A 16,282-nucleotide genomic window follows, 5' to 3' on the forward strand; every position below is an offset into this window, starting at 1 on the left:
TTGTCAAAAAGCTAAAATGAAATGCGAAAGGTAAAGAATGAAATGACAAAAAAAGGATTGTTGAAAAACTTTTGTTTTTTATTAGGTCTCATTGGTTTTTTTAATGGCTCTCTTTCATCAGCGCTAAGTGTATCATCTAAAGATACATTGACAATGGCTTGGAATATTGATTCAATTAGCGGTTTTGATCCAGCACAAACGGTAGAGGTTGTAGCAAGTGAATTGTTGACGAATATTTGCAGTGCGCTGGTGCAATATGATAAGCATGATCCTACAAAAATTCGTCCAGCTATGGCAAAATCTTGGGATGTGTTAGATAATGGAAAAAGAATAGTTTTTCATCTTCGTGATGATTTAAAGTTTGATGATGGAAGGGTTGCAACAGCCCAAGATCTCGCGTGGTCAATGCAACGAATTCTTAAATTAGGATTGAGTTATGCTCAATCTTTGATCGATTATGGGTTTACGAAAGATAATGCCGAAGTAAATATTCAGGCTCTTGATCATAAAACGTTACAACTAAAATTAGAGAAGCCTTATCCTGTTCAGCTTATCCTGACGGTGATTGGACAATCCTATGCTTCTGCTTTGCTTGATCGGCAAACACTTGAAGCACAGAGTATTAATGGGGATATGGGTAATAAATATTTGGCTACGCATTCGGCTTGTGTCGGACCTTATAAATTGGTACGCTGGTCTCCAGGAGAAAAAGTTGTATTAGAAGCTAGCCAACATTACTGGGGAGATATGCCTAAAGTTAAGCAGATTGTTGTGCAACATGTTGCTGAATCTGCAAGTCAAAGACTTCTTTTAGAAAAAGGGGATGTGGATATCGCACGTGATCTCTCTTCAGAAGATGTTTTGGATATTGAAAAACAGGGGGGACCAGTTAAAATTAATCGTGTTTTGCGACCACAGATTATTTATCTATCATTGAACAACAAGAATGCTGTTTTTGCTCATGAAAAAGTAAGATTAGCCCTTCGTTATTTGATTGATTATGAAGGTCTTGGTAACACTGTTTTAAAGGGTATAGCAATTCCACGGGCAAGTTATATGCCATTGGGTATTCCAGGTGCTTTGGATGAAAAAGAGGGGCTACCGTTTAAGTTAGATTTAAAGAAGGCAAAACAGTTAATTACTGAGGCCGGTTATCCTCATGGTTTTAAGGCTAATCTTTTGGTAGGCAGCCTTAGTTATATGTCATCTGTTGCGCAGTCTATTCAAGCCAATGCACGCAAAATTGGTGTTGAGCTCACAATTAAAAAAATGGCACAAAATCAGTTGTTAAGCCGTGTGCGTGGTGGAAATTATGATACTGCTATTATGGGGTGGGGGAGTGCTGATCCTGATGGACATCCCCCTTCATTAAATCACGTTTTTAATCCTGATCCAACATTTACAAAAAAACACAGTATGTATTTGGCTTGGCGCGCTGGGTATTATGATGAAAATATCAATAAAATGGTGATGGATGCTTTGTTTGAACAAGATCAAAATAAGCGTATTTCACAATATCATGCTCTACAGCATTATGTGTTTGAGCATGGTCCTATGGTCTATTTATTCCAGACATATTATACCGTTGGTGTGGGACCCGCAGTAAAAAAATGGGTTTGGAATATGTTTAGACTTTATTACAATGATGTAGAAAAATAACGCATGTTATCATGTTATGAAGAAGAGGCTAGGGTTTTCCTAATTATATAAAAAGGTGTTAGCGTTATGTTTGGTAGCTATGGAGGGGGATATTATAATGGTTTTACCATTTTCAGAATCTGAAAAAAGTGTATCACAACAGCGGAAAGAAATGTTGGTATGGGACTTTTTTTCCAAGGGATTAAAATTGCTCATTTCAGTTTTTTTCACGTTACTTGGTCTGGTAACGATCACTTTTTTTATTGGTCATCTTCTTCCTTTAGATCCTGTGCTTGCTATTCTTGGTGATAATATCAGTCAAGAAGCTTATGATGCAATGTTTTATAAGTTGGGTCTTGATAAGCCGTTGATTGTTCAATACTGGAATTATCTTCACAATATATTTTTGTTTGATTTTGGGGATGCTTTAACTTCAGGACGTCCTGTTTTAACAGATATTATGCGCGTGTTTCCTGCAACGTTAGAACTTGCTACAGTTGCTATTGTTATTGGTACGACTCTTGGTATTCCATTTGGTGTTTTTGCGGCAATGTATCGCGATTCATTTATTGACTATTTTGTTCGTACTTTTACACTTCTGAGTTATTCTACTCCTACCTTTTGGCTTGGGTTAATGGCCTTATTGATATTTTACGCCAAGCTTGGTTGGATCGGTGGTCCAGGGCGTATCGATTTTATTTATGAATATTCTTTTGAACCTAAAACAGGATTTTTTCTTTGGGATACTGCTCGTCAGGGGCAGTGGGAGGCTTTTGGAAATGCCTTCAGTCATATTATTATGCCTGCTTTAATCTTAGCGTCCGGTGCTATGGCTTACATTAGCCGTATGACTCGTGGGTTTATGATTGAACAGCTCAATCAGGAATATATCATTACTGCACGTGTGAAGGGATTATCATTGGCTCGAACAGTTTGGGGGCATGCCTTTCGAAATGCTGCTGTTCAGATTATCACTGTTGTGGCGCTTTCTTATGCTTTTTTATTAGAAGGTGCTGTATTAACAGAAACAGTTTTTGCGTGGCCTGGCTTTGGGCATTACTTGACCAATGCTCTTTTGGCTGGAGATATGAATGCCGTTGTTGGATGTACTCTCCTTGTAGGCTTTCTCTTTGTCGTTATTAATTTATTTTCTGATTTACTCTATCGAATCTTTGATCCAAGGACACGTTGAATATGACAATAGTTAATCATCACAAATCACAATCGTTATTTTCTTTGGGGCGTTGGTTAAATGAAGCTGTTCCACGGTCAGTCTTTCAGGCAAACGTACAAAGAATTTATTATGCATTGGTCAAGTTTTCTCATAATTTTTCAGCCCTATTCGGTCTGATTATTATTTTTATTATTGTTTTATGTGCACTGTTCGCTCCTTGGATTGCTCCTTATGATTTTGTTAGCAATGATCTTGCACATCGATTGCAGCCACCCTCTATGGTGCATTATTTTGGCACGGATGAATTAGGGCGTGATATTTTTAGTCGTCTTATTTTTGGTGCGCGTATTACTCTTTATATTGTTTTTCTTACGACAATTATTGTGGGGCCGATAGGGCTGATTGTAGGGACCGTCTCTGGCTATATAGGAGGATGGGTTGATATTGTTTTGATGCGTATTGTTGATATTTTTCTTGCTTTTCCAGCTTTAATTTTAGCTCTTGCGTTTTCAGCAGCGCTAGGACCAGGGATTGAAAATGCATCTATTGCAATTTCAATCGCAGCATGGCCGCCAATAGCGCGTTTGGCACGTGCTGAAACTTTGACTATCCGTTCCTCTGATTATGTCTCGGCAGTTCGTTTGCAAGGGGCCTCTGCTTTACGGATCATTTTATTTCATGTTGCACCTATGTGTATTCCTTCAGTGGTGGTACGATTAACATTAGATATGTCTGGAATTATTTTAACGGCTGCTGGTCTTGGTTTTTTAGGATTAGGAGCTCAACTTCCAAGTCCTGAATGGGGTGCAATGCTCTCATCTGGTCGTGAATTTATGATGACAAATTGGTGGTTAGCAGCAATACCAGGTTGTGCAATATTGTTAGCAAGTCTTGCTTTCAATTTGTTGGGTGATGGACTTCGTGATGTATTGGATCCACGCAATGGCTAAAAAATTATTAGAGATAGAAGATTTACGTATTTCTTTTCCGACAACGCGTGGGCTTTCAGAAGTTGTACGTGGTGTTAGCTTTTCTGTCGGGAAAGAAAAAATTGGAATTGTTGGTGAATCTGGGTCTGGAAAATCAATGACTGGGCGTGCGATACTCAAATTGAGTCCAAGAGCAGCAATTGTCAAAGCTAAAAAAATGTGTTTTGATGGTATAGATTTATTGCGGGCAAGTGAACCTCAGATGCGCACTATCCGAGGGAAGCGTATTTCAATGATTCTACAGGATCCAAAATATTCGCTTAATCCATTAATAAGAATTGGCGAACAGATTATGGAGGCTTATCGTATACATTACCGTGTTTCAAAAGTTGATGCGCGGGAACGCACCATCGCTATGTTAGAATCTGTTCATATTCGTGATCCTGAACATGTGATGAGATTATTCCCTCATGAAATATCAGGTGGAATGGGGCAACGTGTGATGATTGCGATGATGCTTATTCCTAAGCCTGATTTAATTATTGCAGATGAGCCAACTTCTGCACTGGATATTACCGTAAGGCGCCAAGTCTTATCAGTCTTGGATGAACTTGTGACTAAATCTGGAACGGGACTTATTTTTATTAGCCATGACTTGAATATGATTGCTGATTTTTGTGATCGTGTTTTGGTTATGTATGCTGGCCGCGTGTTAGAAGAATTGCCTGCCTGTAATTTATCTCGCGCTTGCCATCCTTATACTAAAGCTTTGCTAGCAAGTTTGCCACGGCTTGATAATCCTGTTGATGTTTTAGCTGTTCCTGAACGTGATCCTGATTGGTTGCATAATCCTACCATTGTTAATGGTGTTGAAGGAGTTGCCCCATGACCAATTGTAAGAATATCCTTGATGTTTCTAATTTATCGGTAACTTTTGGGCATAGGCACAAGGCAGTAACGGTTGTTAAAAATGTTAATTTTCATGTTAAGCGTGGTGAAGCTTATGGTTTGATTGGTGAATCAGGCTGTGGAAAATCAACGATTTTGAATACATTGGTTGGGCTTATTCCAGAGTATAGTGGATGCTTCATTTTTGATGGAGAAGAAGTTGCAAAAAAAAGAGATAAGAATTTTCTACGCCGTATTCAAATGGTTTTTCAAGATCCTTATGCTTCGCTTCATCCAAGAAAAATGGTTCATACTGTTCTTTCTGAAACTCTCAGAATTCACGGGATGGATAATCCAAGAGAACGGGTACGCGATGTTTTAAATTCCGTTGGTTTAAATTCTTCCTTTCTTTATCGTTATCCGCATGAATTATCTGGAGGACAACGCCAGCGTATTGCTCTTGCACGTGCTCTCATTATTGAGCCAGAGGTTTTGTTACTGGATGAGCCAACATCTGCATTGGATGTGTCAGTACAGGCTGAAATTTTAAATTTGTTGAAATCATTACGAGAAGAAAAGAAGCTTACTTATTTGATGGTATCCCATGATCTTGCTGTTGTTGCACACATCTGTGAACGTGTTGGAATTATGCATAAAGGGGTTATTCTTGAAGAGCTTAGCAATGATGATTTGCGCAATTTGCACGCGCAACATCACTACACGAAGATGTTTTTTGAAGCAAGTATAGAGCCTATTGTTCATAGAGAGGAAAGAGTTGGATAGATTTTATAACAGAGAAAATGGAATTCTCTCTGTTATAGGTTTCTATGAATATTTTACATTGTTATTACAACAGAGAGTTTGTCTATTTATATAGTATGAAATTTTACCAGTATAATTTGCTGAGAGAAGTTAGCTATATACTTTAATTCTGTTAGGCGTATTATGTTATGAAACGTGCAGATGACTCATGGCATGTCTTATTTTATGATATTACTTAAACTGTTTTTTTTGATTATAAATTATATTTAGAAGTTTTTATTGTATAAATTTTGGGCATTCGATTTGTAAGAGATTACAGCGGAGTCATAATGATGCTGTATTTTTCAGAAAAATTGACTCTTTTGGGTATTGTTTGATTTGTTGTGTCTTTTTTACAGTTTTAGGTTTTGTTTAACCAAAAAGGCTGTGTTTTATTCTTTTCAAAAGAAGAAGTTATTATGAAAATTTTTCAATGATACATGATAATGATTCAATCATTTTTGCTGTTTTCTATTCTTGAAAAGAGATTTTTGAAAGAAAAACAGATTTTATGACTAAAGAGGGCAACATAGTCTGTTGCCCTTGTTAGTGAAGCGTATAGAATAATATACGCTTATTTCTACAATCTTGCTTTAAAAGTGATAGCGTACTCCACCAGAAAAACTTGCTCCCGAGATTCCGGTTTTTTGAAGTTTTTGTTGGTAACTCATATCACCATGTAGAGAGAAATTGTGGGAGAGTTGCGCATTGATGCCAACGCCGCCTTCAAGGGCAGGTCCCATCGGATCAAGGTCAAAGTCTCTACCAATATGAATGCTACCATCATCCCCAAAAGTTTTGATAAAGTTTACTTTTCCATACAAAGATACAGGACGGTTGTTTTCAGTGGCAATGGCTTTTGTCAAGCGTCCACCAACACGGATCAACCATTGAGAAGGATTGTTTATATCAATGGTCAGATTATCAGCATCTTCAATGGGTTTAAACATCAAATGTTGATAGGCAAGTTGTGCTTGCGGTTCAAAGGTTAAGCCTTCCATTCCGGTAGCAAATTGTTTGCCAATGGTGCTGGAGAGACTGAACATTTTGGCATCGTTTAACTTTGCTGTTTTGCCCCTGATGGCATTGCCGATCTCGCCTTTTATAACTCCATAAGATAACAGAGTGTCAAGATAGAAACCATTGTCATGCTGTAGGCTTGCATAGGCTGTCAGAGACCATTTATCCACTGTGCTCTTACTGACATCTGCTATATCCTTTGGTGTGAAGGACAGTTGCCCATAGGTTCCTAAAAGACCAAAACGAGTATTGACGTTTTGTCTCTCAATTGGTGCCAAAGTCACACCGGCTTGGAGAGCCGCATAGCGAATATCGGCGCCATAACCATATTTGAGAGGACCACGTTCAGAGGATAATGTTCCAGTACTTCCATAAGTATAGAGGAAGAAACCGGTGTTTTTCTCTTCTTCTTTTCTTGGGATGGATGTTCTGATATTAGCTAAAAGTGCGTTTTGCTTGGCCATATCGGTTAAGCCTGTGTAGAAGAGAGCATTTGGCATGACCAAATAGTTCGCGGTTTGTGGGACAGGGGCAGCTATAGCACCACCAGAGCCACCACTGGAGCTTGAATTACCACTAGGATCGGTTTTAAGCAGTTCAGGTTGTAAGCGGAAATCCCAGAAGTCTTCGTTCTTTTCATCCAATAGGTTTTGCGCAATATCGGCTTTCCCATGGCTTGAATCTGGTCCATAGGCACGGAGTGTATACATATCTGGTGAACCACTTCTTGTGGTATAGCCATGTGCTAATTTAAAGGAGTCTTCTTGTGCTTTTCCAGAAACTTGAATGAGTGAAAGACCACGTCCATTGGCAGCGGCAGAGGTATTTTCTTCAACATTGTTTTCTCCTAAGCGCCTTGTGACATAAACCGCTGTTGTTCCAGATACATCGCCATTGATCAAAAGTCTGTCGGTTTTTTGATCGGCAATTGCTGCACCATCACTCCATTCAGCATTAAAGTAAATCTTCGCTTCCCCTGTTGCCTTGTAGACTTCTTGTGTGTCTGGTTTACCAGACCCTATGTGCAATGTGTGATAATGCTCTTCTGTTGGATCATTAAAAATAACAGAGCTGTCATTGAGATTAAGCACAGAAACATCAGACCGTGATCTTTGCGCAATATCAAGTAGATTGCCATCCTTATCTTTTTCTTTCGTGCTGTTTTTTAATGTCCATGTGGTGTTGTTCAGATCAAAGTGTACATTTCTGTTTTCAGCAATACTCGCTCTGCCCTCTAGGGTAGAATGATCTGCGTTTAATGTGAAGGTACCATTGGAGATCGCTTTAACATTTTTATCGTCCCAATAAGTGCTTTTTAGTGTAAATTGGGGATCCTCAAACATCCCGTCTGCTAATAGGACGTCGGCATGGATTTCTGAGTTTTTGAGATTGACTCTACCAACCGACAAACCTGAAAAATCTTGAATGCTATCGTTCGTAAAACCTCCAGCAAAAATTCCTGTGCCATTTTCAACGTGAAGATTTGCATTGGTTAAATTAATTTCATTGCTTTGACATTTTAGTGGATCATATGGATCACTTTTATCAATATCAGAGATAGCTAAGAACTGCAAACCACTTTTTTCTGCTGTTATAGAAACATTTTGGAGATCAACATATCCGCCATTTATTACAAATATAGCAACTTTTTTTACTGCTATTTTATTTTTCTTCGAAGCACTGAATTTGTTATCTAAACCTTCAGAATGAGCATCAATAGTGCTGTTACTTGTTTTAATTGTAGCATCATCAGTTGCAACAAGACCAATATCAACATTTTGAATGGTTGTTTTGCCATTTAATTCAACTACACTATTAGGCTCCGAACTGCTAATACCAGTAGTTATTTCTTTGGAATCACCACCGGTTATTGTTAAATCCCCGCTAATGAGTTTGCTTCCATCCTCTACAAGAAAACCTTTATCAAAATTGTGAATGGTTGTTTTGCCCGTTAACTTAATTTCACTCCCAGAGCCTGTTGTCCATATACCAGAGCGTTTTTTGTTGGGTTTTTCATTTGTTACTTCACCACCAATGACTGTTAAATTTTCGCTGGTAATTTTGCTTCCCTTTTTTGCTATAAGTCCGTTTTTAACATTTTCAATGGTTGTTTTGCCTTTTAATTCAATTATACTTCCAGAGTCATTGGCACCTGCACCGATCCCGAAGTCATTTGTTGTTAGAGTAACATCCGTAACTTCAATATGTCCACCAGCTGCTACGGTTAGTGCAATTTTTTTTGCTGCTATTTTATTTTCTACTGCACTTTGTGTTGCACCAACATCACCATTTTTCATCTTAATCGTGCTATTATTGACTGCAGCAAGTCCAGTATCAAAATTTTGTATGATTGTTTTACCATTTAATTCAATTGCACTATTAGGCTCATAACTTCCTATACCAACGGTTGTTATTTCTTTACTTTCACCACCGATTATTGTTAAATCTCCGCTAATGATTTTACTTCCACCATCGGCATAAAAACCTTCATCAACATTTTTAATGATTGTTTTGCCCGTTAACTTAATTTCACTCCCAGAGCCTGCGGTCCATAGACCAGAGCGGTCTTTGTCGAAATTTTTATCGCTGGGTTTTTCATTTGTTACTTCACCACCAATGATTGTTAAATTTTCGCTGGTGATTTTGCTTCCCTTTTTTGCTATAAGTCCATTTTTAACATTTTCAATGGTTGTTTGGCCTTTTAATTCAATTATACTTCCAGAGTCATTGGCATTTGCACCGATCCCGAAGTCATTTGTTGTTAGAGTAACATCTGTAACTTCAATATGTCCACCAACTGCTACGGTTAGTGCAATTTTTTTTGCCGCTATTTTATTTTCTACTGCATTTTGTGTTGCACCAACATCACCATTTTTCATCTTAATCGTGCTATTATTGACTGCAGCAAGTCCAGTATCAAAATTTTGTATGATTGTTTTACCATTTAATTCAATTGCACTATTAGGCTCATAACTTCCTATACCAACGGTTGTTATTTCTTCGGAATCGCTACCGGTTATTGTTAAATCTCCACTAATGATTTTACTTCCACCGTCGGCATAAAAACCTTCATCAACATGTTTAATGATTGTTTTGCCCGTTAACTTAATTTCACTCCCAGAGCCTGCGGCCCATATACCAGAGCGTTCTTTGTTGGATTTTTCATTTGTTACTTCACCACCAATGACTGTTAAATTTTCGCTGGTAATTTTACCACTGTCAACGGCTTCAAGTCCGTTTAAAGTATTGTTAATTGTTGTAGCGCCATGCAATTGAATTATGCTGTTTTTGCCAAGTGCAACCGCACCAGTTCCTTTGCCACCTGTTGTTAGAGAAACATTCGTGGCATCAATCCGTCCCTCTTTTTCCGCAGTTAATGCAGGGCTTTCATTCTTTGTTGTTACTGTTCCTCCTGCCATTGTGATCTGAGATCCTAGACCCTCTGCATGGAGACCTCTGCCTTCAGAGGATGTGATTGTAGCACTGTCTTTTAATATAACGGTGCTGTTGCTTCCAGCATATACACCATCAGCTTTTCCATCGAATGATCCTCCAGAAACTGTTATTGTGGAGTCATTATTTGCAAATATGCCTGTCGTTGCTTGAGTGACGGTTACTTTGTTTAAAGTCACGGTGCTTTTTTCGGCACTTATTCCCTTATCCATCAAGGTGTCATCTTTACCACTCGATAGCGTTACATTCTCCAGCATGCTTACAGCATTCTTGCCCTCATTAAAAAGAGCACCTATTTGAGAAGCTACAATAGAACCATCGGTCATCTTGATTGTTGCTTCATTGCTTACCTCAAGCCCATTTTTGAAATTTTTAATGGTTGTCGTCCCCATTAAATTAATTTCACTACCAGCACCTTTTGATGACGCACCAGTGTGAATTTTTTGAGGATCAGAAGAGATTACGTTTAAATTTTCGCCGTTTATTTTTCCACCACTTGTTACCTCAATTGCATCATAGGAACTACCGCTAGGGGCAGTCTTTTCTTCTCCACTTTTAGCGCTAAGAATTTCGGCATACGCGTTGAAATGGGTATTAAGAAGCATAACAGCTACGGCAGCTGTACAGGATAAAAGAAATTTTTTATACATTGATATTTTCCTAACTTATAAACCCACACATTCCTCCCCCGCTTACAAGAAGGATATCAAATGGATGGTTATCTTTATGATGACTTAGATTGTTTTTATTTTTATGTAAAGTATAATAATAATTTTATAGTAAAATACAGAATGCTTTGTTTGATTTTATATTCCGTTCTATTTGAATTTTATTAATATTGTTTTTCTATAATAAAATTAAATTCTTATAAGAATTATATTGTTATATTGATGTTTTTATTAATATTAAACATCATTTTGTATTAATCTTAATTGATCTAAAATAAGAGAGAAAATAAAACAAGAAGAAAAATAATCATTGAGAATAGGGGGATTTGCGCAACTGTAACCGTGCAAATGGAAGATTTTTTTTATGTTGTCATTTCAAAATCAGATAGGAAGGTCAAAATCAGATGGAGAGGTTTTGAGAAATTCTTACAAAGTATTTGGAGATTTCAAATGATCTTTGGAAAGGTCTTTGAAGCCCCTTTGAGAGCCCTTTGAAAAAATGAAAATCCCTTGAAAAGGAGGTTATTTTTACAAAATATGATGCAAATTATATAAAATTCATTGATGTCTACGCACATATTTTACAGATTTTAGGTGTAAAATGATATGGTGCTGCAAAAGATGGATCATCATAAATTGTAATTCTGAGCAGAGCAAAATAAGATTCATGAAAGCGGCTCTAAACACCTCTCTTAAAGCTGCTTTGAAAACCGCCTAAAAATGCTGTGAAAAAAGTGAATTGTTGCAAAACCTAGTGGCAAGATATAAAGCTAAAGACAATGCTTTGAAAAATATTCCAAGAAAGAGAATGGTAGCGGAGGAGGGATTTGAACCCCCGACACAAGGATTATGATTCCTCTGCTCTAACCTACTGAGCTACTCCGCCGAAATTAATAAATATGATTGTAACTTATCTCATCTTTTGCGGATATAAGAGGTAGAATAGTAAGATGTCAAGCATCGTTTTAAGCTTTTTGCTTGTCATTCTATTTTATCCTCGATATGGAGTATAGAAGAATATAATTTTTATGGGATGAGTAGGGTAAGGCATAAAAATGGTGCCACGTGTAGCGGTTTTAGGGTGCGGTCATTGGGGTGGGAATCATATACGAACTCTCCATGGACTTGGTGCTTTAGCAGCAGTTTCTGATATGAATATTGAGCGTGCTGCAAGCTTTGCTTGCATGTACGGTGTTGATGTTGTTGCACCTGAAGATCTTTTTACGCGTAAAGATATTGATGCAATGGTGCTCGCGTTACCTCCGCAATTCCATACAGAGAATGCGCTATGCGCTCTTGAAAATGGCAAAGATGTGTTGGTTGAAAAACCAATTGCTTTGAATGTAGCAGATGCTGAAAATCAACTCGAAGTTGCTGGTAAATATGGACGAATTTTTATGGTGGGCCATATTTTGCGATTTCATTCTGCTTTTGAAAAAATGTGTGAATTGGTAGAAAAGGGAGAATTAGGGGAGGTACGCTATATCTATTCTCATCGATTAGGCTTTGGAAAATTCCATATTCAAAGCGATGCTTTATGGGACCTTGCTCCTCATGATCTCTCAATGATTTTAGCTCTGACAGGATGTGAACCTTCTGAAGTTCGTGGTGAAGGTTCTGCTGTCATTGATCAGCTTTCTGATTTTGCCCATATTCATATGATTTTTCCAAATGGTATACGGAGTCACCTTTTTACTTCACGTGTTAGCCCCTATCGTGAAAGGCGTTTAACTGTTGTTGGTACAAAGGCTATACTTGTTTTTGATGATATGGAACCATGGAATCGTAAATTGGCATTGCATCGTTTTGCTGTTTGGAAGGAAAAACAAGAGTGGGCTTTTAGCACTGATGCGTTGCATTATATCGATGTTTGTGAAAATTTGCCACTTACTTGCGAATTGCGACACTTCCTACATTGTATTGAAACGCGTCGATCACCTCGCACAAATGGTGATGATGCTCTTGCTGTTTTACGGATTCTAACTGCTGCGAGTGTCAAATCTTATTAGATAAAAAAGATAAGCAGCACTTTTGCATTATTATGATGAGCAATGGAGTTAATATGCAATTCATCGACCTTGGAGCGCAGCGTGCGCATATTGAAGAGAGGATTAATTCTGCAATTGCACGAGTAGTTGCGAGTGGTAAGTATATTTTAGGACCAGAAGTAACAGAGTTTGAAGAAAAATTAGCAGATTATCTTGGTGTTAAACATGTGGTGGCATGTGCTAATGGAACCGATGCTTTGAAAATGCCTCTTATGGCTCAAAATATTGGTCCAGGGGATGCTGTGTTTTGTCCTAGCTTCACATTTTGTGCAACTGCTGAAGTTGTCGCTTTGGTAGGGGCTGAACCTGTTTTTGTTGATGTCCTTCCCGATACATTCAATATTGATGTTGAGAAACTTTGTGAAGCAATCGAAATGATTAAAAAAGAGGGGCGTCTTAAACCAAAGGCAATTATTGCTGTTGATTTGTTTGGCCTTCCTGCTGATTATAGGCAAATTACTAAAATAGCTGTACAAGAAAATCTTTTTGTTATTGAAGATGCTGCTCAATCGATAGGGGGAAGACGCGATAATATTATGTGTGGGGCTTTTGGTAATGTTTCTGCAACAAGTTTTTATCCAGCAAAACCATTGGGATGTTATGGTGATGGAGGTGCTATGATGACCAATGATGATAATTTGGCAGCACTTTTACGTTCTCTTTTGTTCCATGGGAAAGGTGAGACTCAATATGACAATGTGCGTATCGGTATGAATTCACGTCTCGATACTCTTCAGGCAGCAATTTTGCTTGAAAAGCTTGTGATCTTTGAAGAGGAGATGGAAAAACGTGTGGCAATTGCCCAACATTATTCTGAGGGTTTAAGAGATATTGTCACCGTTCCACAAATGGAAGAGAATGTCCGTTGTGCCTATGCACAATATACTATTAAGGTGAGAGAACGTGATAAATTAAAGGAATATTTACAAAAAAAATCTATTCCTACAACAGTTTATTACAAGACTCCATTGCATCAACAGCTAGCTTATAAACATTTTTCCTATGTAAAAGACTCTCTTTCTGTTTCTGAAACTTTAGGAAACTGTGTTTTAAGTTTACCAATGCATCCTTATTTAATGAAAACTGATCAGGATATGATTATCCAGACAATAAGAGACTTTTACCATTCTTGAGCAAATATTTTTACCCTTAAAGTTGCTTAAGAGGGGGCTTGGTTGTTGGTTTTCTTCTTGGAAGAGATTTTTGATTTGTAATTTAAAAATAAAGTTAGAATGATTATCTCTTCTGTTAAAAGAAGAGCTTACTTCTCCAAGACATCCCTTATAAACTTTACACAGTATGACAATGAAGATGTTTGCATCATGAGAGTGTCGGCATATTCGCTTGAGTCATTTTCTTAAGTAACTTATGGAAGGGGCGTTTTTTTGCTGGAGGTTACTTTTTCGCGAATACGTGATGCTAGATCGTTTTTACTTTTAGCATTTTGGATCAATGTGTTGATTGGGGATGCTTCACCTTCTTGTAATGCTATTTGTGCAGCTAATGTTGCTGCTAATTCCTTTATTTCTTCACGCAATTCGTCCAAGAGTTGGCGGTTTGTTTTGGTGTCAAGTGCATTGGTTTGAATTTTTTGTAAAAGTTGCTGATAATGTGCGATTTTTTCACGCATAGTTTTGATTTCCATTGTAAAACTGTTTGTTGTAAGACCATTTTGCTCGGTTACAAGTTTCTCTTGTGAAGGAGAAGATGTGTTTTGTGTGGGGAGACATAATTTATAAAGCTGCTCGGTTACTTGGCTAAGCTGTATTTTTTGTTGGGCATATTTTTTATACAAAGAGTTGTACTTTTGTTCATTTTGCACTTGTTCTACAGCATGTTTTGCACGAAGAAAATCATAGTTTGCTTGCATTTCAATGGATGATAGGGGAATTTGTGCAGAAACATGTTTATGAGCAAAATGAATGGCTTTGCGCCAAATAAGAGGGGCAAAAAGCACAAGTAACCACGAAGTGCAAGCAATTCCAAAAATAAAAAAAAGAAACGATTGTATAAACATAAGTTCTCTTTTCAATAAGAGTTGGCTCTAAAATGGATTCCATGTCGGTTTCGGTGTTAATTTTAAATACCCCACATTGATGCCAAGACGTGCACCAATTCCTGTGCGGATTGGAACTAACAAAACATTGTGGTGTTTGAGGACATGAAAACCAACACCTGCAATTAAATAGGCCGAACCCGAAATACCACCATAGCGTCCCCATAAATTATTTATATGATTAAGATCATAAACTAAGATCATTAAACGAGAACCTTGTCCGCCAAAATCCCATCCCACAGAGGGACCTTGCCAAAAAACTCTGTGTTGACCATAAAGTTTGGTAAAAATTGTTCCTTCGCCATAGGTTAATCCAGCAAAAAAAGCACCAGAAGCTTCTTCCCCTAAAATATAGGCATTTGGATAACCGTACTGTGAAAAGATATTTTGAATTGCTACTGCTATACCGCTAGCAGTTTTTCCAAAAAAAGCATGACCGGAATCGATAATTTCTTGTAGTGAATAATGGGGTTCGTTTTGTTCTATTTGTCGGAATTGAGCGTTTGCCGTATTGGTGATGATGAATAAAAGGAAGATTACAGATACAATCTTTTTGTACCAGCGGTTTAGAAGAGAGAGAGCCATAGAAATTTTCCCTTAGTTACAAACAAAAAGATAATATTAGCATTTTCATTCTACTCAAATAAAAAATAAGATGGAAGATTATTTAAATAATTGTTTTTTTTTAAACATTTTTAATGTGATTGTTAAAATTCCGTGTATGTGTGCATGGGATGTTAAGAGTTTTTCTTTAAAATGAAGCTTGTTTTTAAATCTTAGGAGTTCTCAAAATTATGATGTTAGCTGTTTCTTTAAAGCCTGCCGATCTTGCTGCTTTACTCTGTAGTCGTATTTGTCATGATTTGATTTCACCTGTTGGTGCTATTCAAAATGCGATGGAGCTCTATGATGAAGGGGGGGCTGAAGAGGATGCTTTGCAATTGGTGCGTTGGTCCGTTGCCAGTGCTTCCGCACGTCTACAATTTGCACGGTTGGCTTTTGGATTTGCAGGGGCTAATGGGGAACAAATAGAGACACGTTCTGCTGAGCAGGTTGCACAACAATATATGAAGGAAGAAAAAGCAATTTTAAATTGGCAAGCTCCCTCTCTCCTTTTACCAAAAAATGAAATTAAACTTTTGCTTAATTTAGTATTGATTGCAAATGCAACAGCTTCTCGTGGGGGCGAAATCGTTGTTATGATTTTACAGGAAGAAAATAAACGTTCTTTTCGTTTTAAAATTTCCGGTAAATCTTTACGTATTCCTTCTCATTTTATTGCATTATATAATAGAGAAATTCAGGAAAAATGTATCGATGCTCATGCTATCCAATTTTATTATACGATGTTACTTGTTGAGATGACAGATATGCAAATAAATATTAATGAAACGGAAAATTGTATTCTTTTGGAAAGCGTAAAAAAGCTTTGAATAAGATAAAGGCGATTGAGCTATGTCGAGAAAAGAGGGTTTAGATTGTATTGGTGAGCGATAAGGTTATACCCGTAAAGGGGAATGTTGGTCTTTCTGCGCTTTAAATATTCTCATACATAAGAGATTTTTTGTGTACGAGACTTTTATTGCAACAGAGAAAAAATCTCGGCC

11 protein-coding genes and 1 tRNA gene are annotated in these 16,282 nt (G+C 37.5%); 8 read left to right on the forward strand and 4 right to left on the reverse strand.

The window, feature by feature from the left end; genetic code table 11:
* Positions 1-42 precede the first annotated feature (42 nt).
* The 5 genes from AC0QT1_RS04775 (at position 43) to AC0QT1_RS04795 (ending at position 5,412) form a co-directional block, all read left to right on the forward strand.
* Positions 43-1,659 carry an ABC transporter substrate-binding protein gene (locus tag AC0QT1_RS04775; protein WP_473200362.1) on the forward strand — a complete coding sequence of 539 codons (1,617 nt, stop codon included), beginning with the start codon at positions 43-45 and terminating at the stop codon, positions 1,657-1,659.
* A gap of 97 nt (positions 1,660-1,756) precedes the next feature.
* Positions 1,757-2,830: an ABC transporter permease gene (locus AC0QT1_RS04780; protein ID WP_473201754.1), complete on the forward strand. Its 1,074-nt coding sequence runs from the start codon at positions 1,757-1,759 to the stop codon at positions 2,828-2,830.
* Positions 2,831-2,832: 2 nt separating this feature from the next.
* Positions 2,833-3,762 carry an ABC transporter permease gene (locus AC0QT1_RS04785; protein WP_473201755.1) on the forward strand — a complete coding sequence of 310 codons (930 nt, stop codon included), beginning with the start codon at positions 2,833-2,835 and terminating at the stop codon, positions 3,760-3,762.
* Complete coding sequence (locus tag AC0QT1_RS04790) at positions 3,755-4,630, forward strand: ABC transporter ATP-binding protein (RefSeq protein ID WP_473201756.1); 876 nt, start codon at positions 3,755-3,757, stop codon at positions 4,628-4,630. The genes AC0QT1_RS04785 and AC0QT1_RS04790 overlap by 8 nt, the downstream gene beginning before the upstream one ends.
* Positions 4,627-5,412, forward strand: a complete 786-nt coding sequence (locus AC0QT1_RS04795; protein ID WP_473201757.1) for an ABC transporter ATP-binding protein — start codon at positions 4,627-4,629, stop codon at positions 5,410-5,412. Before AC0QT1_RS04790 ends, AC0QT1_RS04795 begins: the two co-directional genes overlap by 4 nt.
* A 611-nt stretch (positions 5,413-6,023) precedes the next feature.
* On the opposite strand, the gene AC0QT1_RS04800 is transcribed toward AC0QT1_RS04795, so the two are convergent.
* Together AC0QT1_RS04800 and AC0QT1_RS04805 are read right to left on the reverse strand one after the other, a co-directional pair.
* The gene (locus AC0QT1_RS04800; protein ID WP_473200357.1) at positions 6,024-10,553 is read right to left on the reverse strand and encodes an autotransporter outer membrane beta-barrel domain-containing protein; all 4,530 of its coding nucleotides are present in this window, start codon (positions 10,551-10,553) and stop codon (positions 6,024-6,026) included.
* Positions 10,554-11,380: 827 nt separating this feature from the next.
* Positions 11,381-11,457, reverse strand: a tRNA-Met gene (locus tag AC0QT1_RS04805).
* A 169-nt stretch (positions 11,458-11,626) separates the two neighbouring features.
* Here AC0QT1_RS04805 and AC0QT1_RS04810 point away from each other — a divergent pair.
* The gene (locus AC0QT1_RS04810; protein WP_473200356.1) at positions 11,627-12,580 is read left to right on the forward strand and encodes a Gfo/Idh/MocA family protein; all 954 of its coding nucleotides are present in this window, start codon (positions 11,627-11,629) and stop codon (positions 12,578-12,580) included.
* A 53-nt stretch (positions 12,581-12,633) separates the two neighbouring features.
* Positions 12,634-13,752 carry a DegT/DnrJ/EryC1/StrS family aminotransferase gene (locus tag AC0QT1_RS04815; protein WP_473200355.1) on the forward strand — a complete coding sequence of 373 codons (1,119 nt, stop codon included), beginning with the start codon at positions 12,634-12,636 and terminating at the stop codon, positions 13,750-13,752.
* Positions 13,753-13,985: 233 nt separating this feature from the next.
* On the opposite strand, the gene AC0QT1_RS04820 is transcribed toward AC0QT1_RS04815, so the two are convergent.
* Together AC0QT1_RS04820 and AC0QT1_RS04825 are read right to left on the reverse strand one after the other, a co-directional pair.
* Entirely contained in the window at positions 13,986-14,636 is a 651-nt protein-coding gene (locus AC0QT1_RS04820; protein WP_473201758.1) for a hypothetical protein, read from the reverse strand.
* Positions 14,637-14,663: 27 nt separating this feature from the next.
* The gene (locus AC0QT1_RS04825) at positions 14,664-15,260 is read right to left on the reverse strand and encodes a DUF1134 domain-containing protein (protein ID WP_473200353.1); all 597 of its coding nucleotides are present in this window, start codon (positions 15,258-15,260) and stop codon (positions 14,664-14,666) included.
* A 209-nt stretch (positions 15,261-15,469) separates the two neighbouring features.
* Between AC0QT1_RS04825 and chpT the strand changes: the two genes are divergently transcribed.
* On the forward strand, positions 15,470-16,108 hold the full coding sequence (chpT, locus tag AC0QT1_RS04830) for a histidine phosphotransferase ChpT (RefSeq protein ID WP_473200352.1): 639 nt from the start codon (positions 15,470-15,472) through the stop codon (positions 16,106-16,108).
* Positions 16,109-16,282 lie beyond the last annotated feature (174 nt).

Source organism: Bartonella sp. P12B (genome assembly GCF_055796185.1).

What these genes read in the sequence shown, in the direction of transcription:
- AC0QT1_RS04775 (WP_473200362.1), top strand. Translation starts at nt 43, where the DNA reads ATGACAAAAAAAGGATTGTTGAAAAACTTTTGTTTTTTATTAGGTCTC.
- AC0QT1_RS04780 (WP_473201754.1), top strand. Translation starts at nt 1,757, where the DNA reads ATGGTTTTACCATTTTCAGAATCTGAAAAAAGTGTATCACAACAGCGG.
- AC0QT1_RS04785 (WP_473201755.1), top strand. Translation starts at nt 2,833, where the DNA reads ATGACAATAGTTAATCATCACAAATCACAATCGTTATTTTCTTTGGGG.
- AC0QT1_RS04790 (WP_473201756.1), top strand. Translation starts at nt 3,755, where the DNA reads ATGGCTAAAAAATTATTAGAGATAGAAGATTTACGTATTTCTTTTCCG.
- AC0QT1_RS04795 (WP_473201757.1), top strand. Translation starts at nt 4,627, where the DNA reads ATGACCAATTGTAAGAATATCCTTGATGTTTCTAATTTATCGGTAACT.
- AC0QT1_RS04800 (WP_473200357.1), bottom strand. Translation starts at nt 10,553, where the DNA reads ATGTATAAAAAATTTCTTTTATCCTGTACAGCTGCCGTAGCTGTTATG.
- AC0QT1_RS04810 (WP_473200356.1), top strand. Translation starts at nt 11,627, where the DNA reads ATGGTGCCACGTGTAGCGGTTTTAGGGTGCGGTCATTGGGGTGGGAAT.
- AC0QT1_RS04815 (WP_473200355.1), top strand. Translation starts at nt 12,634, where the DNA reads ATGCAATTCATCGACCTTGGAGCGCAGCGTGCGCATATTGAAGAGAGG.
- AC0QT1_RS04820 (WP_473201758.1), bottom strand. Translation starts at nt 14,636, where the DNA reads ATGTTTATACAATCGTTTCTTTTTTTTATTTTTGGAATTGCTTGCACT.
- AC0QT1_RS04825 (WP_473200353.1), bottom strand. Translation starts at nt 15,260, where the DNA reads ATGGCTCTCTCTCTTCTAAACCGCTGGTACAAAAAGATTGTATCTGTA.
- chpT (WP_473200352.1), top strand. Translation starts at nt 15,470, where the DNA reads ATGATGTTAGCTGTTTCTTTAAAGCCTGCCGATCTTGCTGCTTTACTC.